The sequence below is a fragment of the Janthinobacterium goodfellowi genome (genome assembly GCF_051380695.1).
In the GTDB taxonomy this organism is placed as follows: domain Bacteria; phylum Pseudomonadota; class Gammaproteobacteria; order Burkholderiales; family Burkholderiaceae_D; genus Janthinobacterium.
Window position 1 is genome coordinate 141,082 of sequence record NZ_JBNYXN010000007.1, and the last position, 19,822, is coordinate 160,903.

Below are 19,822 nucleotides of genomic sequence, written 5' to 3' on the forward strand. Positions count from 1 at the left end.
CCAGCATCACAGCGGCCCGCCCGACTGGTCGCCGCCGGCCTTGACGCCGCCGTGCGGATGCTTCGCCAGACTGATGGCGCCGGCCAGCACGTCGTCGCTGGCCTTGACTGTCCCTTGCACGGCCATGGCCACGCCGCCAGCGGCGCCGGCCGTGACATTCACGCCGCCGTTCAGGGCGGTGGCACCGTTCACGGTCGCCGATTGCTCGACAAGCAGATTGCCCATGACGGTCAGGTCGCCCGTGCAGATGGTGCTGGGGGCGTTCGATGTGACCTTGTCGGCGGTGATGGTGGCCGTGCCGCCGGGGAGTAGGGCCGTCAGGGCGTGGGCCGCGTGGTCGTACTGCACCACGGCGCCGTCCGGGTAGTGCGTGGTGTGGATGCTGTCGCTGGTTTCTGGCGCGTCAAATTCCTGCGAGTACAGCGCAGGCAGGATGACGCCGCGCGTCAAGTCGCCGCCAGGGGAAAAGACAATCACCTGTTCGCCGACAGTCGGCGCCGACCAGGTGCGTGTGCTGCCGGCGCGCCGTGTGGCCCATTTCAGCCATTCGGTGGTGAGTGTCGGCCCTAGCCGCACGCGCGCCTTGGCCCCTTTGACCTCGGCGATGGTGCCCAGGCGGATCAGGTTTTGCAGCAAGCGGAGGAGGTCGGACAGGTCGGCGTTCATGCAGTGCATGTTGCCGAAGTCCGCGTGCGGATGCACGCGGGGGCGGGTTGATAAGCGACTTAGTGCTCAAGAATAGGGTATGGAATCGATACGATCAGTCAGTATGTGATACTTATACGATACGATACGATACGATACGATACGATACGATACGGTCGGTGGCTGTGGCTCTAGGCTCATCAACTTGATGCGTCATCTAAAAAGCTACCATTTGAGGCCGCCCTCACCAAATCAGCAACTTCGAGTCGCAGTAGTTTTCCAGAACTCTCTTTTTTGAACAGCTCAACGAAAAATGCAACAGGACCGCTTGCAGCTTCGTTGCCAAAATATTTTTGAAAGTCAAAACCTTTTAGACTGACATTAAATTTGACAGAAAAGCCATTAATTAAATCGAGTGCGTCATCCCCATCTACTCCCAAGTCATGAAAAAGACTTTTCTCTAGCGTGACTTTTTCCACTGACGTAGAAAGCGTAGAGGCAATAAATTCTCTAACGGCATTTACGATGGCTGTATTATTTGGCGGGACAGTTTTCATTATTGATACACTCCATAATACAAGTCGCATATTGAGAAACATCATTGGCTAGCAGCCCCCAACCGGCAAGTGGCGCCCAACGTCCGAGAACCCGCCCAAGTACATTTGACGTCGCCAATGGGTTCGCCGTTGTTGGCGCATGTACAGCCATAGGCAACTTCTGGGGAAGTGCTTTCGACAAACCCTTTGAAATTGGTGATGTACCCGACGATGCACCCTCTGTATTAAACCTCTTAGAAGTCATTGGCTGTCCTCCGACTCCTAAGCCCATACCCACTGCGCTTTCAAGGCCAAGCGCCTTTGCAGCACAACTGCATGGGTCAGAACTCACTGGAGCATAGCGATTTGTGTTGTAAATGTTAGGGATTCCATAGTTTGAAATGAGTCCGAGAGAATCCGTATTACTTAGTGGGTTTCCTTCAACGTACGCATACGTATTGATACCGCCTTTAAGTCCAATAGGATCGCTCTGTAAATACCGTCCCAGTGACGCATCATAGTAGCGATGCCAGTTGTACCACAAACCAGATTCGGTATCGTAATACTGTCCCGGGAAACCGACGTGCATGCCACCGATATTGTCGACAATGACGGTACGGTCGAATGCCGCGTTGGCAGCGCGCCAGGCGACGCCCCCGGAACTGTTGGTCAGCACTTCTGGCCGGCCCAGCTTGTCGTTATGGCTGGCGTAGAACCAGCCGCCGCGCAAGACTCCCAGCAATTCGCTACCCAGCCAAATATAGCTGGTATTTAGCATGCCTTCTTCGAGCAGTAATTGGCCATCGGGACCATGGACGCTGAGTACGCCGCCTGACTGAGTGTTTTTATACATGCGCTGATTCAGTGCATTGTAATAGTAGGCGCCGACTGCCGTGCCATTGGAGCTCACTGACGCCATGCGGTTCATGGCATCGTAGGTATACGAGCGTGTGCCGTCATGGCGTGATTCGCTTGTTAGATTGCCGACCGCATCGTAGGCAAAGTTGCGCCACTGGCCATTGCCGCTCCAGGACGACAGGCGGTTGCTAGCTGAATCCGTCAGCAAACTATATCCGGTGCCATAGCGATCATGTCCAGTTCGGTTGCCGGCAGTATCCCACCAAAATGCCTGCACGTCATTGGAGCGCGATACCGCCGCCACCCGATCCACTACATCGTAGCTGACTGACTGCGTCATTGCCGGGTTTGCATAGTCGTACATGGCGCTCATCTGGTTTGTGCTGTTGTACACGTAGGCTATATTTTGAGCACCGCCAGATACATTGCTGACCTGTCCATCGTCGTCGAACCTTATGGAGCGCGGGACATTGTTTCCGAAGCGCCAAGCGTACAGTGCCCCACCTGCCGGCTGGTAAAGAAAGGTATCGGCCAGCGTATTCCATGGTGCCCCAAGATTGCTCGTTACGCTAGTAACACGGCCAATGCCGTCGTATTTATAATTGAGCACAAGACCGCGAGGATACGTCATGCTCGTCAAGCGGCCTGCCGCATCGTAGGACCAACTCGTTGTAAACAAATTACCCCAGATATTGTTAGATTGGCTAAGCAGGTTGCCACTGGCATTGTAGGCATACTTCGTCTCCCCTGTTCCATCCGTAAAACTGGTCAGCCGCCCCTTGCCATATTGGCCCTCATCATAGTTAAAGGTTTCAGTGATGCCACCACTGATACGTGCCCGCTTGCGACCCAGGCTATCCCATTGATAAAAAATGGTCTTCGCATCCGCTTTGGTTTCGGAACTGAGACGACCTGCACTGTCGTAAGCAAACGTCGTGGTGCCCGTATCCGGGCTGACAATCGAGGTGACCTGCCCAAAACCGTTATAGGTATATCGCGTTTGTAGCGGCCTTGGATCGGTCACCGATGCCAAGTTGCCCTGCGCATCATATTCCATGAAAGTTACGGCACCATCGGGCGTTGTGCTGCTGGTTAAACGATTAACCGCATCATATTGGTAAGAAGTAGCACGGCCCAACGCATCGGTGCTGCTGGTCAGGTTGCCATTGTTGTCGTAGCGTTTTTCGACCCGTTGGCCATTGTTGCCCAACTGCGTGTATGGGCGGCCCAATGAATCAAGGGCGGTGGTACTGCTAAATTCCGTCGTGCCCACTGCGACTGGCACTGTGCTATTGATGTCGGCATAGTGCCTGGGAGAGCTGCTGTGCACACTGTTGGCGGGAACGTCGACGGTCAAGTTTGCGAATTCATTGAGCGCATCCCCCACCTGCTTCAAGCGTCCCGCTTGATTGTATTGATAGCGCACCACGCTGCCGTCCGGACTGCTGATCGTGCTGATCTGGCGATCATGGTTGTAAGTGTAAGTGGTGGTGCGGCCGTTCGTGGTCGTTGACAGCAGACTGCCGCGTGCATCGTAAGTGTAGCTGGTGGCGACACCATTAAGATCGACATAAGTGGCAGGCAATCCCAAGCCACTGTAGCCTGACCAGCTTTGCGTCTGGTTGAGAGGATTGGTAATCGACGTGATGTTTTCACTGACATCGTAATTGACAACGGTGATCGCCGTACTGCCAGCTAGTTGTTCAGTAATCGTTTTTTTAATGATATTGGTGTTCGCTCCATAATCATAGGCATAATTACGTTGTCTCTGTATGCCAGTTAGCAGGTCAGTATGCTTTTCTTCCGTCAAATGATCAAAGTAATCGTACTGATATTCGGAACGGGCATAGGTAATGCCACTCGCGTCGATCAAATCTGCCTTCGTGACACGGTTCCCGGTCCATGCATACGTTACGGTGGATTCATCCTGCGTTTGTGCCGCTTTTATGACCTGTAACAATCGACCTTCATTGTCATAATTGTAATCTGTCTTATTATTATTCCAGTCTATCGTGTAATCAACATATCCATTCGTATCGTAGTTGGTTTGGGCAGTGGCGGCCCCACAAGTCGAAGTGCCCGCGCGAGAAATCGAGCTTATTTTTCGATGCCCCTGAACCTCTTGATATCCATACGTTGTGGATTGACCGCGGGCATCCGTGATTGTCGTTTCATTGAGGCCGTACTGGAAATTGTCAACCTCTTCCCCGCCTTCCAATGCGCTTTGCTGGACTTGGCCATTGTTGTAGTATTGATATCTGCTGTAACGTTTCCCATTGATTGATATACCAGTCAACAATGTGCCTGCGTTCGCCGCAGTGGTATTTTCGTAGTGATATTCGCGAATATCCGGCGATGTTCCGGGGGAGGTGACTTTGCTCAGCATGCCGCCGGCATTGTATTCATACCGCCACTCATTGCCGGCAGGGTCGCGCACCTTGGTAACAAGTCCGTTGCTACCTTTCGTCAGTTGTATCCACTGTCCCCCTTTGTTGGTGATTTTTAACCCATTTGGATCCCAAGGGTTAAATGTAAAATAGCTGCCACTGATTTTGTCTTTAACCGATAGGATCTGTCCATCGATGTTATAGGTATAAATTTTGTCGTCAAGCGACACTGTGAAATAGCCAGTATAGGATTCATAGCTAATACTGCCGAATCCATTCTTTGTATTTGAATAACTTCCAATCATTACTCCGTCTTCATCATTGTAGTAATTAAGCACATAAGAATAAGTGCTCCCTTCCGAAAGGGTCAACGTAGCATTGCGGTAAAGGTATCCATTATTTTTTGTATAGAAACGTCCGCTCAACGCCAAACTTGGGAAGTCTATATTTGACATCCAATGCTTGCCAAATAGTGTCCCAACGGCATTCTTGCTGCGATAAAGCCGCGTGAGACCGAGTCCATCGGCGCCGCTGGACATGAAATCATTTTCACGTTTGAATTTTTCCCCTGTCGTTATCACCACGGGATTTTTTGTCGATATGCAATCTATCTCTGTATCGTTGTCAGAAAACGTGCGCATCTTTTTCAGACGCGGCGCACTCACATGCACAATGCTGGCGGGCATTGAGTCGTCTCTAGGGCCAGAAGGGTAACCAGAAGAGAAGTCATTGCCAAAATTATTATCATGCCTTGGCAGCTCGTCTCTGATATAGACTCTTGGCATATCTTCATCTTCATCTTCAGCATGACTAGTCAGTGCGACTAAAGACAACAGCAAAAACAGAAATTGTCGTGATTTCATTCAATTTTTCCCATACAATTATTGTTCAACGAGTATCTTTTCTTTGGGAAAGATTGTCAATAAGGATTGATTTTTATTTATTTTAATTTGACGCGAACGTAAATATTTTGTCGATGTCATGCCCACAGAACATGCCGGGGAACAGCAACTTGACCTTCGATACATCGTGGGTAAAAAAGGTTACCTAAAACTGCGCATAGCGAAGGAAAGCTTCACGAATGAGTGATTTGTCCGACTCGCTGAACCCCAACAGCTGACGTTTGGGATACGTGTAGAAATGCCCTTTCTTTGTAACGCGCTCTTGCCGGCCAAACTGATGCACATGCGCCACGCGCGCCACCCAGCCAAAGAACCCGACTTCGATCTGGTCGCCGGTCGCCTTCACCTTCATGTGTTTTGCGGTACGGATTTTGGCGAACATCGCCGCCTTCTGACGCTTGATCCGCCCATTCTTCCCCTTCAATTCCTTGCGCCGCCTGCGGGCCGGGTAGGCTGTGCCGTCCGGCCCCTGCTGTGCCTTGATGCGCTGCGCCTGGCTGCGGCGCAGGTCGATGGCCACCTTGTGATTGATGGCGCGGCGCTGGGCCGGCTGCAGCTTGGCCAACAGGGCGCCGGCCCAGGCTTCCAGCGCGTGCAGGTCGCCGCTCATGCTGTCGCCTCGGGCGTGCGCCACTCGGCCAGCAGTTTCTCGCCGGCATACAGCTTCCAGAACTCGTCCGCATAGGCCGGCATGTGCTGTATCTCGGCCAGGTGCTTGATGTCCAGGCGGCCCGCTTCGCCGGTCTTGACGGCCACGCGCTCGGTCAGGTCCAGCTTGATGGAAATGTCGACCGTTTCATGGTTGTTGAAATCCACCTCGAAGGCGATGCCGTGCTTGCGGGTTTCTTCGTTGGCCATCAGGTCGAGCTGGTGGACTTTGAGCCAGGCGATCAGGGCCACCATGATGGCGTCGGCGTCGCCCGCGTAATCGGTGACGATCAGGTTGAGCTTGAAGTGGTATTCGAAGGAGAGCGATGCGGTGGCGGTGGCCACCACGTTGCCCTCGTCGGCGAAGACCAGCAGGCGGTCGGGATCGCGCTGCAGGTCGGGGATGGCGGCGGCCAGGTGCTGGCGCAGGCTATTCGGCTTGTACATGGTAGGTGTCTTGTATTAGGTTGTAGGCGTCGATGCAGGCATTCAGCTGGCGGGTGGCGTCGTCGCCATCGCCGGCAATGGCGTCAAGAGCTGCCGCAGTCGCTGCGTCAAGTTCGGCGTGCGCTTGGTGCCGATCGCTTGCGGCAGCGGGGGAATCTGCAGTTGCGGCGCAGTGGCCGCTGGCGACGGGGATTGACAGGCGCACAGTGCCGCTGCGCACGTCAGCATTGAAACGGTCGCGTTCAGTTTTCGCATGGGTTTGCTCCTGGTTGAGGTGGTCGGCGCGCTGCGCCAGGGCGGTGCTGGCGGCGCGTTCCAGCGTCAGCACGCGGGCGGTGGCCCGGGCCAGTTCGGTGGCGGTGGTGCTTTTGCTGGTGGCGGCCGCCCGCTGTAGTTCGGCGATGCTGGCGTCCTTGCGCCAGCCCTGCGTCGTCCAGCCCGCGATGGCGCCGCACAGCAGGCACGCGGCCAGCGGGCGCCAGGTGGTCGCCGTCACATGGCCACCCGTTCCTTGATCCAGCCGAACAGGAAACGGCGCTGGGTCGTGTTGGCCTCGGTGATTTCCAGGTAGCGCGCCGCCTGCAGGCCATTCAGGGCGCGCAGCAGCACGGCGGCGCCGTCCTGGCCACGCCATTTCAGGAAGGATGCAAGAGCGCCCAGCGACTGCGTGCCCAGGCGGCCGTCGACGAACAGGGCGGGATAGCGGGCGCCCGTGTCGTTAAAACCGTTCAGCCAGCGCTGCAGGAATTCGGCCGCGCGGTGCGGCCCCATGTTCACGCCCGTGTCGATCACTTCGGCGCCGACGCCGGCATGCAGGGCCAGCACTTGGTCGAACTTCGGTTCCGTGATGTAGCGCGCCGTGTAGATGGCGCGCGCCACCGATACAGGCAGCTCGCGCATCGGCCCCGCGTAGCCGTTGGCGCGCGCCACGGCCACGGTGATGCCGTAATTGGTTTCGCCGCCCGCATCAAGAGGGTCGTTCACGTAGCCGCCTTCGGCGCGCAGGATGGCGTCGATGACGCGCGCGATCAATGGATTGTCGGTGGCGGCCATTAATGTTCCTTCGCGTCTTTGACCAGCTCGGCGATGTCCTTGTCGCTGCGGCGCTGGAACCACAGGGCCACGGCGCGCGATACCCACCAGCCTGGCGCGCCCACGATCAGATCGATGGCGGAGGCGTTGACCATGGCGCCGATGGCCGGGAGCTGGGCGCACAGCAGCTGATACGCGGTGCCGCCCAGCAGGCACGAGAACACGCCGGCGCAGGCCAGGCGGGCGACGAATTCGCCCTTGTTGAAGGTGCCGTCGGCATTCAAGGGCGGCAGCACGACGTACAGCATGGCCGCGCCGACCATGCCCAGCGCCGCCTTGAAGCCGTACAGTTTGACCAGGGTGGCGAAACCACCAAACGATTCTGCGGACATTGCTTGATTCTCCGGTGAGAGGGTAGATAGATTTTTCATGATGAATAAAGGGTAAATGCCAGGGTTAATCCCATAGCTGCACAAGATCGGCTGCGACCACCTGGCCCGTGCTGGGCGCCGGCTCGGGCAGGGTGACGGTCAGGCCGGCAGGCAGCACGGCGCCGTGGCGCGCCAGCGCGGGATTGATTTCCAGGGTTTGCTCGACGTATCCCGCACCGTCGCCCAGGTAGCGCCACACCAGAGCGTCTACTGTGTCGTGCTGCTGCGTGCGCACCTGCATCAGATCAGTTCCACGGTCAGGTGCGTGCGGCCGACGATATCGGCGATGGCCCATTGCGCGTTGCGCCGCTGCGCGCCGGGTGCTTCGTCCAGCCATTCCATGCTTTTCTTGTCGCTGACAGACGTGGCCGTGCTGTCGTAATCGCGGTAACGCTCGATCAGGTCGGCTTTGGCCGTGCTGTAGACGGCGCGCCGGTACTGCGCCAGCAAGCGCGATTCACGGTTGATGCGCGCGGCCGGCACGTCCACCAGGGTGGCAATACCGGCGGCGACCTGCTGGCCCTGCCAGTCGGCCAGCTCGCGGTTGACCTGCAGGATGGAATCGACCACGGCTTGCACCAGGCGCGCGTCGGTGACGGTGCCGTCCAGGCGCATGGCGTCGCGCATATCGGAGAGGGCAATATCGGGAAACCAGCCGTCGTTCTCGATGATGCCGGCGGCAGGTGCCGGCGACGCCGGGACGGTGCCGGGCGGGATGGACGGGGGCAGGGCCATGAAGGACATACGGGGCGCTTTCAAAATGGGGCGGTGGACGGGGTTCATCAGGCCAAAGGTGTGGCCAGAATCCCCCCGTGCCGCCGTGCTGCGGGGGATGCTCTTTACGTGGAACCTGCCGCGCGCTTGATGCGCCGCTCCAGCCGTTCCATATCTTTCTTGACGCCGCACGACTCCGACAGGGCGCGGGCGCGCTTTAGCTGGGCCATGGCCGTTTCCGCTTGCGCGACCAGCGCCGGGGCGATGTCGGTATCGTCGGCCTGATCGAGCACGGCGATCATGGCCAGACCGATGGCCTTATGCAGCTTGGCGCGCGCCTGGTCTGGCGCGTCGCTGGCGGCCGTCAGTACTTCGACGGCGCCCAGCACCTGCGCCGCGTGCTGCGGATCGGCGGCCAGCTTGCCGTGCAAGTAGCCTTCGGCAAACTCGTCCAGCATCAGGGTGGCGATGTCGCGGCTGTAGGTCTCGGGCAGGGTGAATTTGTGCGCCAGCGCGTATTCGGCCATGACCAGGGCGCGCGCATACTCGCCCGTGTCGATGTGCCACACCAGCAGGGTGGCGAAGACGTCATCCTGCGCACCCTTGCCGCCGGCCAGCACGCCGTCGATCCATTGCGCATAGTCGGGCAGCAAGGTGGCCTTGACCTCGATCTTGCGTTCGACCGACTGGATGGATTTCAGGCGGCGCCGGTCATCGGACAGCTTGTAGAGCATCAGGTCGTAGGCTGTGCCGGTGGTGACGCCCTGCGGCGCAGCGGCGCCGGCCGTGCGCTCGGCCAGCATGCGCGCGCGGTGGCGCAGGGCGGGGGATTGGTTCGCCATCACTTGTCTTTCAGCTCGATGTTTTCCACCAGCGCGGCCAGGCCCAGGTCTTCAATCACGTAGGCGTCATTCGACGACTCGTAGTTTTCGATGCGGTCGCGCTTCGGCACGTCCTCGACGCGGCGGCGGCGCGCGCCTTCCTGAAAATAGATCGACAGGTTGTCGAAACGCGTGATGAGGATCGCGTTGTCAGGGAAGTAGGGCACGCGCGCCGCCGGCAAGCCGCCGATGCGTTTCTGGCTGATGATGATGTCGGCCGCCAGGGTTTCCGTGGGCGCCTGCTTTGCGTTGACCAGCGGGAAATACTTGTCGTTCAACAGCTTGCGCCCGACGATGGCCACCAGGTTGGTGTCTTCCTGATACCAGGGGTCCAGCAGGTTGACGGCATCCGTGACGGCCGCGTCCAGGTTGGCATAGTCGGCGCCGTCCACGTCGCCGATGATGACCTTGCCCGGCATGCCGTTGGCCACCAGGCCCAGCACGCGCTCGGGCGCCAGTTCGCGCAGGTGCTGCAGCCAGCCTTTATTGACGTCCTGCAGCAGCGGATTGGCGTCCAGATCGGTGTCGGCCATGGCCTTGACGCCATTGAAGCCGATGACGATGCGGTCCAGCGCCTGGCGCGTCAGGATGGCATTGGCCACGCGCGACTGGAAGTCGGGGAACTTGGCCCAGGCGTCCAGCTTGGCATAGTTCAAATGCGTGTCGAAGTTGGTTTGCTCGCAGCGGTATTTGGTGCCGTCCAGGGTGGACAGGTCGCGCGTCTTGCGTTCCTTGTCCTTGGTGTTGGTGCGGCCGGCAATCGGACCGGACACGCCCAGGCCCAGCTTTTCGCCTTCCTGCTCGGTCACGCCGATGATGTTCACCTTCGACAGAAACTCGCTCGATTCCTGCATCTTCGTTTCCAGCTTCTGCTGCACGCTGGGCGTGACGCTGAACGTCTTGGCCACGTTGTCCGTGTCGTTCAACTGGCCCAGGCGGGTTTCATATTGGCCAAAGACTTGGCGCGTTTGCTTTTTCATGAATCAGTGCTCCGTTGTTGAATGGGGTGTTGGTGGATGGCGCGCGCTTAAAACTCGGTCTGCACGGCGCCGTCGTTGCCGGTGGCGGCCGGGCGGCGCGGGCCGTTGCCGGGCGCTTCGTCCATCTGCGCCTTGAAGGCGGCCAGCTCTTCCTGCGTCGCCTTCAAGGCCGTTTCGGTTTTCTCCAGGCGGGCCGTGGCGCCCGTGTAGTTGTCGTTGGCGGTGACGACGTGACTGGCCAGCGCCTGCACGGCCTCGCTGATGTCGGCGAACTGCGCCGCGTCGGTGCCGGATTTATTGGAGAAGCGCGACAGCAGGTTTTTCACGGCGTCGGCCAGCTTGGTGCCCTGGGGCTCGTCAAATTCCAGCGTCACCTCGACGGCAGAAGTAAACAGGTTGGTGCTTTGCAGCTTGCGGCTGGCGGAAAATTGCAGCGCTTCGGTGCCCAGGCTGGCCGGGCTGTCCGTGACGCCCAGGCCGACCAGATAGGGCTGCGACGAGTCGGCAAAGTCGGGCTGAATTTCCAGGCTGGTGTACAGCTTCTGTTTCGCCTTGTTGATGGCCACCAGTTCCGGCGTGGGTTCGATCTGCGCGAACAGGGCCAGTTTCTTGCCGCTGTCGGTGTCGACTTCCTCGGCTTTCACCGCGATCACGTCGCCGTAGGCTTTAAATTGGCTGTCGGGCAGGATGCCGCGAATGTGTTCCAGCCAGATGCGCGCGCCGTAGGTTTTCGGGTTGTAGGTGGCGGCGATCTGCTCGATGGTGGCGCGGTCGATATTGCGGCCGTCCGTGGTGGCGCCTTCGGTGGCGACGCGGAAAAATTTCGATTTGGACATGGTGGGCGTTCTCGGTTGATCGGATAACGCCATGGTCAACGTCTTGGCGCCGCGATTCAATGCGGTGCGGGTTGCTATGGGCCATAGCGACTTTTGCCTTCCCCCGCTCCGCGCGCGCGCGGCCTACGCTGGCGGCATGCTGACAATCGAGAAAACAAGCGAACAAACCGTCGATGGAATCATCGGCGAACTGGCCGTGCCCGAGTCCGAGCCACGCCGCGCCGCGCGCGCCCTGTACTGGAAGGGTTGGCGCATTTCGTCCATCGCCCGGCACTTAGGGATCAAGCGCAGCACGATCAATAGCTGGAAAGAGCGCGACGAGTGGGACAAGGCCCAGGCCATCGAGCACGTCGAGGCGTCGGCCGAGCTGCGCCTGGTCAAGCTGATCGAAAAAGAGGTCAAGAGCGGCAGCGATTACAAGGAAATTGACCTGCTGGCGCGCACCATCGTGCAGATGGCGCGCGTGCGTCGCTATGAGCAGCCGGGCGGCAACGAGGTGGACCTCAACCCCAAGCTGGCGAACCGCAATGCCGGGCCGAAGAAGAAGCCGACCCGCAACGATTTCAGCGAAGAACAGAAAATCCAGCTGCTCGACGCCTTCCAGGATTCGCTCTTCGACTATCAAAAAGTCTGGTATCGCAACGGCGACCAGCGCACGCGCGCCATCCTCAAAAGCCGCCAGATCGGCGCCACCTGGTACTTCGCGCGCGAGGCGCTGGCCGATGCGATGGAAACAGGCCGCAATCAGATTTTCCTGTCCGCCTCAAAAAGCCAGGCGCACGTCTTCAAGCAATACATCGTGCAATTCGCCCGCGAAGCGGCCGGCATCGAGCTGACGGGTGACCCCATCGTGCTGCCGAACGGCGCCCACCTGTATTTCCTGGGCACCAATGCGCGCACGGCGCAGGGCTACCACGGCAATTTCTACTTTGACGAATTTTTCTGGACACAGAATTTCCAGGAACTCAACAAGGTGGCCTCGGGCATGGCCATCCACAAGAAGTGGCGCAAGACCTACTTTTCCACGCCATCGTCGACCACGCACCAGGCCTATCCATTCTGGACGGGCGAGCTGTTCAACAAGCGCCGCGCCAAGGCCGACCAGGTGAATATCGATGTGAGCCATGGCCGCCTCTCGTCGGGTTTCACGGGCGAGGACAAAATCTGGCGCCAGATCGTCACCATCCTCGACGCCGAGCGCGGCGGCTGCAACTTGTTCGACATTGACGAGCTGCGCAACTTCGAATACAGCCCCGACCAGTTCGACAACCTGCTGATGTGCAACTTCATCGACGACTCGGCCTCGGTCTTCCCGCTGGCCGAGCTGCAGCGCTGCATGGTCGATTCCTGGGTGGAGTGGGACGACTACAAACCCTTGCTGGGCCTGCGCCCATTCGGCAACCGGCCCGTGTGGATTGGCTACGACCCGGCGTTGAACGGCGACAGCGCCGGCTGCGTCGTGCTGGCGCCGCCCATGACGGCCGGCGGCAAGTTCCGCATTCTGGAGCGCCACCAGTGGCGCGGGCAGAGTTTCGAAGATCACGCCGACGCCATCCGCCAGATGACCCAGCGCTACAACGTCGAATACATCGGCATCGATACCACGGGCATGGGCATCGGCGTGCTGCCCATCGTGCGCGGCTTCTTCCCGGCCGTCACGCCGCTGAACTACTCGCCCGAAGTCAAAACCCGCATGGTCTTGAAGGCCAAAAACATCATCAGCAAGGGGCGGCTGGAGTTTGACGCTGGCTGGACGGACATCGCGCAATCGTTCATGGCCATCCACAAGACCCTCACCCCCAGCGGGCGGCACGTGACCTATGTCGCCGGCCGCAGCGACGAAACCGGCCACGCCGATCTGGCATGGGCCTGTATGCACGCCCTCGACCATGAGCCATTCGAAGGCACCACCGACAACCACCACTCTTTCATGGAGATTTATTCTTGAGCAAAGCACGACACTTGCGCGCGCGCGGCCGGCAGGCCCAAGGCGCCCCATCAACAGCGGCCACGGCGCCGGCCGCCGCCGGCATCGAGGCGTTTTCCTTCGGCGACCCCACGCCCGTGCTCGAGCACGCCGATATACTCGACTGCTTCGAATGCTGGAAGAACGGCCACTGGTACGAGCCGCCCGTCAACCTGGCCGGCCTGGCCAAGTCGTTTAACGCTGGCGTACACCACAGCAGCGCCATCCACTTCAAGGCCAACGTGCTGGCGTCCACCCTGATTCCCAGCAAATACCTGTCGCGCGACGCTTTCAAGCGTATGGCACTGGACTTTCTGACGTTCGGCAATGCCTACCTGGAAGACCGGCCCAGCCGCAGCGGCAAGGCGCTGGCATACCAGCACGCCCTGGCCAAGTACATGCGGCGCGGCGTTGACCTGGACACATATTTCTTCGTCAACGGCTACCAGGCTGTGCATGAATTCGACAAGGGCCGCGTGTTCCACCTGATGGAACCGGACGTGAACCAAGAGCTGTACGGCGTGCCGCAGTACCTGAGCGCGCTGCAATCGGCCTGGCTCAACGAGGCGGCCACCTTGTTCCGCCGCAAGTACTACAAGAACGGTTCGCACGCCGGCTTCGTGTTCTACATGACCGACGCCGCCGCCAACACCCAGGACGTGGACAACCTGCGCCAGGCCATGCGCGACAGCAAGGGGCCGGGCAACTTCCGCAACCTGTTCATGTACGCGCCCAACGGCAAGAAGGATGGCATCCAGATTCTGCCCGTGTCGGACGTGGCCGCCAAGGACGAGTTTTTCAACATCAAGAGCGTCACGCGCGACGACCAACTGGCCGCGCACCGCGTGCCGCCGCAGCTCATGGGCATCCTGCCGAACAATGCCGGCGGCTTCGGCGCCGTGGAACCGGCCGCGCGCGTCTTCGCGCGCAACGAGCTGGTGCCGCTGCAGGCGCAGTTCGAAGCGATCAACGAGTGGGCCGGCGTGGAAGTGGTGCGCTTCGCCCCGTATGACCTGGCCACGGGCGGGGAGGGCGCGGCATGAGCGACCACGTAGACAACACTGACAAGATCATCTTCGCCGAGGTGGCGCGCGGCCTGGCCGCCGTGCGGCGCCGGCCGGGTCTGATGGCGCACGGCTGCTGCCACTACTGTGACGAGGCGCTGGCGCCCGCGCTGCTGTTCTGCGATGTGGACTGCCGCGACGATTACGAGAAAGAGCAGGCGGCCAAGGCCCGTGCCGGCCGCGCAGGATGACCGGCACGCCGCGATAGCCGGAAGGGCAGGGCCGCGACAGTCTCGCCGCGCCAGCGCGCCCCAGCCACCGCACAAGCCGCCCACGAGGCGGCTTTTTCACGTCCCGACGATTGATGTGGCGCCAAAGGCAAGAAAAAAGCCCATTTCGGCCCGGCGCGCGCAGTTGTCCCCCCTCCACACCTGCCCACTATATAGGGGTCTTTTGACTCAAATTTGCGCCATGGCCGAAGGCGCATGAGGACTGGCGCGCCGGGGCAAAGAGGGGGCATGCAATTTGACGCATTTTGACGCAATTTTTCGCCAATTTGAGTTTGTGCGCGGAATGTTCCCCCGTTTGTGGCCGGATTGCCCTGTAACCCAATTTTTACAGAAATGTGGGCCGTTCGACATCCATTCGAGATTGTGACGTGGTAGTGTTGTTTTTAACTTTTTTACATCTTACTTGTTACGATGTGTGAGTATTTGGAGCGCTATTTGGCGCACAATCTTTTCCACATGTAAATGGGAGTTATTCCATGGCCGATTCAAATAGCTTACCGGCACGTCTGATGAGCTCAGGCTTCAAGCGCTTTTCCTTGGCGCCGATGGCGATCACATTTGTTATCGTGGTTTGTATGTCACTTCTTGCAACTCAGCTATGGATGGCATGGCGTGCAAGAGACGTACAGCTAAACGAGACCGCCCGGGAAAGTGCTAATCTGGCGCAGTCGGTCGCCCAGCATGCCTATGACACGATCAAAGAAGCTGATACCGCATTGGTTGGATTGGTAGAGCGTATAGAAAAGGATGGAGTCTCTGATCTTGAGCTGCCCCGTATTCATACCCTGCTGGCCATGCGTGTGAAGGAGCTACCTCAGTTGCATGGGATATTCGTTTATGCCAAAGATGGTAGCTGGCTGGTCAATTCTCAGGAAGTGTTGCTGGCGAATTTGAACAACGCTGATCGGGAGTATTTTAAGTATCATCAAAAAAATGCAGAACGTGGTCCTCACATAGGCCCCCCTGTACGCAGCAAGTCGACGGGTGATTGGATTATTACTGTATCGCGTCGCATTAATATGCCCGATGGTAGTTTTGGTGGTGTTGCCCTTGCCACAATTGATATGAAATATTTCAAAGTATTTTATGATAAATTTTCTATTGGGGAGCGAGGGGCGATTTTTATCGCAACTGGAGAAGGAATACTGTTATTGAGAAGGCCATTTGATGAAAAAATGCTCGGTAAAGATATATCCCAGTTTCCATTATTTAAGGATTACCTTTCAAAGGGGCCAGTAGGTACGGCATCCATAAAGTCGAAATTGGATGGTGTTACACGCATTAATAGTTACAGAAGGGTGGTGGAATATCCTTTGGCCGTCTCTGCTGCACTGTCACAAGATGAAGTATTGGGGAATTGGCGCAGAGATGTTTACCTTCAGTTTGTAGTTGGCGGGATGTTGGTACTGCTCATCGCTTATCTTGGCTATCGCATGGTGAGACAAATAAATCTGCGATCAAAAACTGAAAAAAAACTAATGCTGGCCGGCATTGAGCTAGAGCTGATTAATGAAACGTTGTCCAGGCTTGCCTGCCAGGACGGACTGACCGGTCTTGCGAATCGGCGCCATTTTGACGAATCGTTAATGGGGGAGTTTAATCGTGCGAAACGTGGGGAAAGCGCGCTAGGGTTAATCATGATCGATGTCGATTTCTTCAAACAATACAACGATATTTATGGCCACGTGGCCGGCGACGAATGCCTGAGAGAAATTGGCAAGGTTGTGGCCTATTCGATGCGCAGGCCAGGAGATCTTGCGGCCCGCTATGGCGGTGAGGAGATGGTCGTTTTACTGCCAGGAACTGACCTCGCCGGCACATTGGCAGTTGCCGAGAACATTCGTGGCGCTGTTCAATCGCTGGGAATTGCACATACTGGAAATCCGCTTGGGGTTGTGACGGTAAGTGTCGGCGTAGAGGCTTTTTCTCCGATTCATTTGGAAAACCAGCCTATTGAGTTGGTCGAGGCCGCCGACAAAGCATTGTATCAAGCGAAGGAATCGGGGAGAAATCAGGTTCGTTGTGCGCCTTCTCGCCGGAGGGATCGCGACGAGAGAATCACTCTCGTCCTTTAGTTGATAACTTTGTTTTCCAACTTTGACAGGAGCGCGGAAGCGCTCGCGGATCATGATAAACGACAGCAATCCTTGCATCTGAATTCAGTTGCTCAGTAGGAATGCTATTTGGCAGTGTCTTCTATCTGTGCATCCAGGAATGTTTCAAGCGCGCCGCTCTGTATCAGCTCCTGAGCATAGGCTAGAGCCTCGACCCTTATCGCGTTGATTGATTTGAGTGCCCCAGGCGTCTCGATACACAATGCTGGTTCGAGGACAACTCCGTTGTCGCCTCGCTGCGAAATCCAAATCAGTCCCCGATGGCGCCCATCCACCAAGAGGGCAGTGGAGATGATGAAAGTATATCCATTGAGTTGATGCTTATTGTTGAGATGCATAGCACGGACTCCTTCCTTCAGACTGAGAATCCATTTTATAAATTGATCTTGGTTGGCGATAGACGTAGGGTTGATTTACATCAATAAAATGTGGTCTCAAGTGGTTGCACGCACGACGATAAATACCCCTCCGATCGCACTCGGTACATGGCTGCGTCAGTTTGTAGCTCGCAGGATTTCTTGGTCAAGTCGCCAAGCATGTGAGAGAAATGGTAAAAATGCTGGCTATAAATCGTATCAGTGATATAAGTAATCATGCAGCAATCATGCTGATGAGTAAAAAGGAAATTTATGGAACTATCTCCAAAATTGGCAGGCTACAAGCTTTCAAAGACCGCCCTGACACTGAGTGTTCTCTTGTCTCCGAAATTGCAGTGTGGAATCAAATACAAGGTGAATGTTATGAATTTAACATCCCCTTACAACATTCTTGTGGTCGATGCCTGGGCTATGATGGAAGGTGATGAACTTCGGATTTATTTTGAAGATGGTGTCCTAGGGCGCACCAAATCCCTTAGCTTAGAAGAGGCGAAACAGCAAGTATCGGCTGAGTTTTAACCGAGTCCAAGCTCATGGTGTGAGTGGCACGCATACAAAAAAATGCCATTTTATTATAATTTCTAGACTAAAACAGCCTAGAAGCAACCCAAATAATGACAGCCTTCTACTTGCTAACTACTTAATTCTAAACAATTCAGTGGTGGAGACGGCTGGAACCGCCCCCCCTCACCTTGCCAGGTACTCCCACCCAAAAAAGTACAGCGACCGTACGTGTTCCTGCTTAGAGGTATTGAGCGTGGGGCGTAAGTGCGCAAAGATTTTTTGTACCGATGTTCGTTCGTAGGTAGCGTAGTAGGTACGGTTCTTATTTGGCTTGTGGAAAGCCGCAGAAAAGTTAGTCATTTGCATTACACCGCTTCCGCCAGGAAATAAAGAAACCGCCTTCGGGCGGTTTTTTATTGCCTGGCGGAAGCGAGCAGGGCGCCTTCGCGCTCTGCGTGTGAGATTCGAAGGGCTGGGCCTACCGGCCCAGCCCGCCCCGAATCCTCCAACCGCTGCCGCTGAGCGGCAGCCCCCGCGCGCCGTGGGCGCGCGTTCGTGGTTCTAATCAGCTTTTCGACTGAGCCAGCCTGTAACGACGGCCAACGCATCAGTTCGTGTCCGAATGGCGGACCTGACCCTCGCGCCCTAAACAATTCGGTGATGGAGACGGCGGGAATCGAACCCGCCGCATACGAAGTCCACTTTGGACCAGTCTCGGGCTACCGGTTCGGAATGCAAGCGGCAACAGGTTGCGGCCCTTATCGGTTGCGTACGCGAGGATGCGTGCTCATGAGGTTAACGGTCGATCAAGGAACCTAGCATGGCGTGTGCTTGCAGGTCGCTACGGGCCGTCGCCTGTTCCTCGCCACTTAAAATCCAGTGCGTCCTGCCGTCTTGCGTATTACTGCTGCCATATGCCTGCATCGCCTTGCGCAATGCCTGTTGACGGTCCGGCGGTAGCGCGTCGAGCCTGGACTGGCTGAAAATATTGATGGGATACACGTCGCGTATATGCTCATACTGCAGCCCGTTGCGCTTGATGGCGCCCCAGTTATTCCCAGGATCGGAACTGGCCGGTACAAACGGATGGGCTTCATCGATTATCCGATAGCCGCCTGCGTAACCCGTACCATAGCCCAGCGTTTCGCTGTAGCCGTACACATAATCGCAATGATCGAGCAAGCCAGATATGCCCTCTGCGCATTGAAACAGCTGTGCCAGCGACAGTTTGCTGGCGTTGATAGCCAGCATCAGCGAAGAGCTATTTGAATACAGGGCGAGAACGTCGCAGTTCGCCCACTCGTCTATATCGTCGGGTGGTACGACCCGAGGCGAATACAGGCTGATGCTGTCGGCATCAGGTGCGAACAGGGTTTTCTCGTAGTTTTTCTGCGAAAACTTGACGACCTTGCCGGTCTTGCTGCCGTAGCGATCGACGCGCTCGCCCACCTGCTCAAACCAAGCAAACAGTTGCGCGCTGGCGGCGGCAGGAATAAATGGGCTATTCTTTTTGAATTCGCCTACCAGGAAATGAAATTGCTCCATGTGTCACCATAGTGAATGTTCTGCGCGCATGATGCCATGCGCGTGGCCATGCGGCTAGCGTGCGCGAGAGTATGCGGCTGCGCGCTATTTCAGCCTACATTTGATTTACATGGCCAAATCGCATTGGTGTAGGTATATAAAGACTTTTCAGCTTTTCGCCGAACCAACTCTCACAGCATGCCACACATCAGCCCGTGTCTGAATAGCAGACCAGACTCCGGTACATTTCATGGCAATTCCAACAACACCAACCCACCAGCATGGTATATAACGAATACATGTCACTGCATGTGTGACGCACGTAGCCGGCGAGTGTCGTGCTCGCCCGGAAACCTCATAAGGAGACCGCTATGCCAAAGTACGTTATTGAGCGTGATATTCCCGGGGCTGGGAAGTTGTCTGAGCAAGAACTTCAAGCTATTTCGCAGAAGTCCTGCAGTGTCTTAAACAAGATGGGGCCACAAATTCAATGGCTGCAAAGCTATGTTACTGGCGATAAAATCTATTGTGTTTACATCGCTGAAAATGAAGCACAAGTTCGCGAACATGCCCAGCAAGGTGGCTTCCCGGCAAACCGCGTGTCGGAAGTCATCTCGGTCATTGACCCGACTACGGCGGAGTAGTGCCGCCGCCAATGTACTTGCGCCTCGTCCCTGGCGGAGCTTGACTCGGGTAGGGGCGGGCTTGATTTTTGCGCGTGTCGGAAGAGGTTGACCGAGCGACAT

General features: G+C 57.1%; 21 protein-coding genes. 6 read left to right on the top strand and 15 right to left on the bottom strand.

Annotated features, from left to right (window positions below; genetic code table 11):
- Positions 1 to 6: 6 nt before the first annotated feature.
- From ACQ4WQ_RS23785 to ACQ4WQ_RS23845, 13 genes are all read right to left on the bottom strand, one after another.
- The gene (locus tag ACQ4WQ_RS23785; RefSeq protein ID WP_436500463.1) at positions 7 to 675 is read right to left on the bottom strand and encodes a phage baseplate assembly protein V; all 669 of its coding nucleotides are present in this window, start codon (positions 673 to 675) and stop codon (positions 7 to 9) included.
- A 170-nt stretch (positions 676 to 845) separates the two neighbouring features.
- Complete coding sequence (locus ACQ4WQ_RS23790; RefSeq protein ID WP_436500465.1) at positions 846 to 1,202, bottom strand: DUF1493 family protein; 357 nt, start codon at positions 1,200 to 1,202, stop codon at positions 846 to 848.
- Positions 1,180 to 5,289: an RHS repeat-associated core domain-containing protein gene (locus ACQ4WQ_RS23795; protein WP_436500467.1), complete on the bottom strand. Its 4,110-nt coding sequence runs from the start codon at positions 5,287 to 5,289 to the stop codon at positions 1,180 to 1,182. The genes ACQ4WQ_RS23790 and ACQ4WQ_RS23795 overlap by 23 nt, the downstream gene beginning before the upstream one ends.
- A 184-nt stretch (positions 5,290 to 5,473) precedes the next feature.
- Entirely contained in the window at positions 5,474 to 5,938 is a 465-nt protein-coding gene (locus tag ACQ4WQ_RS23800) for a phage virion morphogenesis protein (protein ID WP_436500469.1), read from the bottom strand.
- Complete coding sequence (locus ACQ4WQ_RS23805; protein WP_436500471.1) at positions 5,935 to 6,423, bottom strand: phage tail protein; 489 nt, start codon at positions 6,421 to 6,423, stop codon at positions 5,935 to 5,937. Before ACQ4WQ_RS23805 ends, ACQ4WQ_RS23800 begins: the two co-directional genes overlap by 4 nt.
- A complete protein-coding gene (locus tag ACQ4WQ_RS23810) occupies positions 6,407 to 6,919 on the bottom strand; it encodes a lysis system i-spanin subunit Rz (RefSeq protein WP_436500473.1) in 513 nt (170 codons plus the stop codon). The genes ACQ4WQ_RS23805 and ACQ4WQ_RS23810 overlap by 17 nt, the downstream gene beginning before the upstream one ends.
- Entirely contained in the window at positions 6,916 to 7,476 is a 561-nt protein-coding gene (locus tag ACQ4WQ_RS23815) for a glycoside hydrolase family 108 protein (RefSeq protein ID WP_436500475.1), read from the bottom strand. The genes ACQ4WQ_RS23810 and ACQ4WQ_RS23815 overlap by 4 nt, the downstream gene beginning before the upstream one ends.
- On the bottom strand, positions 7,476 to 7,847 hold the full coding sequence (locus ACQ4WQ_RS23820; protein WP_436500477.1) for a hypothetical protein: 372 nt from the start codon (positions 7,845 to 7,847) through the stop codon (positions 7,476 to 7,478). Before ACQ4WQ_RS23820 ends, ACQ4WQ_RS23815 begins: the two co-directional genes overlap by 1 nt.
- A 64-nt stretch (positions 7,848 to 7,911) precedes the next feature.
- Positions 7,912 to 8,127, bottom strand: a complete 216-nt coding sequence (locus ACQ4WQ_RS23825; protein ID WP_436500479.1) for a tail protein X — start codon at positions 8,125 to 8,127, stop codon at positions 7,912 to 7,914.
- On the bottom strand, positions 8,127 to 8,630 hold the full coding sequence (locus ACQ4WQ_RS23830; protein WP_436500481.1) for a head completion/stabilization protein: 504 nt from the start codon (positions 8,628 to 8,630) through the stop codon (positions 8,127 to 8,129). Before ACQ4WQ_RS23830 ends, ACQ4WQ_RS23825 begins: the two co-directional genes overlap by 1 nt.
- 95 nt (positions 8,631 to 8,725) lie before the next feature.
- The gene (gpM, locus tag ACQ4WQ_RS23835) at positions 8,726 to 9,442 is read right to left on the bottom strand and encodes a phage terminase small subunit (protein WP_436500483.1); all 717 of its coding nucleotides are present in this window, start codon (positions 9,440 to 9,442) and stop codon (positions 8,726 to 8,728) included.
- On the bottom strand, positions 9,442 to 10,461 hold the full coding sequence (locus ACQ4WQ_RS23840; protein ID WP_436500485.1) for a phage major capsid protein, P2 family: 1,020 nt from the start codon (positions 10,459 to 10,461) through the stop codon (positions 9,442 to 9,444). The genes gpM and ACQ4WQ_RS23840 overlap by 1 nt, the downstream gene beginning before the upstream one ends.
- A gap of 47 nt (positions 10,462 to 10,508) precedes the next feature.
- On the bottom strand, positions 10,509 to 11,297 hold the full coding sequence (locus ACQ4WQ_RS23845) for a GPO family capsid scaffolding protein (protein WP_436500487.1): 789 nt from the start codon (positions 11,295 to 11,297) through the stop codon (positions 10,509 to 10,511).
- 136 nt (positions 11,298 to 11,433) lie between these two features.
- Between ACQ4WQ_RS23845 and ACQ4WQ_RS23850 the strand changes: the two genes are divergently transcribed.
- The 4 genes from ACQ4WQ_RS23850 to ACQ4WQ_RS23865 all read left to right on the top strand — a co-directional run bounded on the left by ACQ4WQ_RS23850 (position 11,434) and on the right by ACQ4WQ_RS23865 (position 16,632).
- Positions 11,434 to 13,245 (top strand): terminase ATPase subunit family protein, encoded by a 1,812-nt coding sequence (locus ACQ4WQ_RS23850; RefSeq protein WP_436500489.1) that lies wholly within the window; start codon positions 11,434 to 11,436, stop codon positions 13,243 to 13,245.
- A complete protein-coding gene (locus ACQ4WQ_RS23855; RefSeq protein ID WP_436500491.1) occupies positions 13,242 to 14,306 on the top strand; it encodes a phage portal protein in 1,065 nt (354 codons plus the stop codon). Before ACQ4WQ_RS23850 ends, ACQ4WQ_RS23855 begins: the two co-directional genes overlap by 4 nt.
- Complete coding sequence (locus ACQ4WQ_RS23860) at positions 14,303 to 14,518, top strand: hypothetical protein (RefSeq protein WP_436500493.1); 216 nt, start codon at positions 14,303 to 14,305, stop codon at positions 14,516 to 14,518. Before ACQ4WQ_RS23855 ends, ACQ4WQ_RS23860 begins: the two co-directional genes overlap by 4 nt.
- A 515-nt stretch (positions 14,519 to 15,033) precedes the next feature.
- Entirely contained in the window at positions 15,034 to 16,632 is a 1,599-nt protein-coding gene (locus tag ACQ4WQ_RS23865; RefSeq protein ID WP_436500495.1) for a sensor domain-containing diguanylate cyclase, read from the top strand.
- A 104-nt stretch (positions 16,633 to 16,736) separates the two neighbouring features.
- Here the strand turns inward: ACQ4WQ_RS23865 and ACQ4WQ_RS23870 are convergent, their stop codons facing one another.
- Complete coding sequence (locus tag ACQ4WQ_RS23870) at positions 16,737 to 17,009, bottom strand: hypothetical protein (protein ID WP_436500497.1); 273 nt, start codon at positions 17,007 to 17,009, stop codon at positions 16,737 to 16,739.
- Between the two features lie 291 nt (positions 17,010 to 17,300).
- Between ACQ4WQ_RS23870 and ACQ4WQ_RS23875 the strand changes: the two genes are divergently transcribed.
- Positions 17,301 to 17,567: a hypothetical protein gene (locus tag ACQ4WQ_RS23875; RefSeq protein ID WP_436500499.1), complete on the top strand. Its 267-nt coding sequence runs from the start codon at positions 17,301 to 17,303 to the stop codon at positions 17,565 to 17,567.
- 780 nt (positions 17,568 to 18,347) lie between these two features.
- Here ACQ4WQ_RS23875 and ACQ4WQ_RS23880 read toward each other — a convergent pair.
- Positions 18,348 to 19,097, bottom strand: a complete 750-nt coding sequence (locus ACQ4WQ_RS23880; protein WP_436500501.1) for a type 2 periplasmic-binding domain-containing protein — start codon at positions 19,095 to 19,097, stop codon at positions 18,348 to 18,350.
- Positions 19,098 to 19,447: 350 nt separating this feature from the next.
- Between ACQ4WQ_RS23880 and ACQ4WQ_RS23885 the strand changes: the two genes are divergently transcribed.
- The gene (locus ACQ4WQ_RS23885; protein WP_070313008.1) at positions 19,448 to 19,720 is read left to right on the top strand and encodes a DUF4242 domain-containing protein; all 273 of its coding nucleotides are present in this window, start codon (positions 19,448 to 19,450) and stop codon (positions 19,718 to 19,720) included.
- Positions 19,721 to 19,822 lie beyond the last annotated feature (102 nt).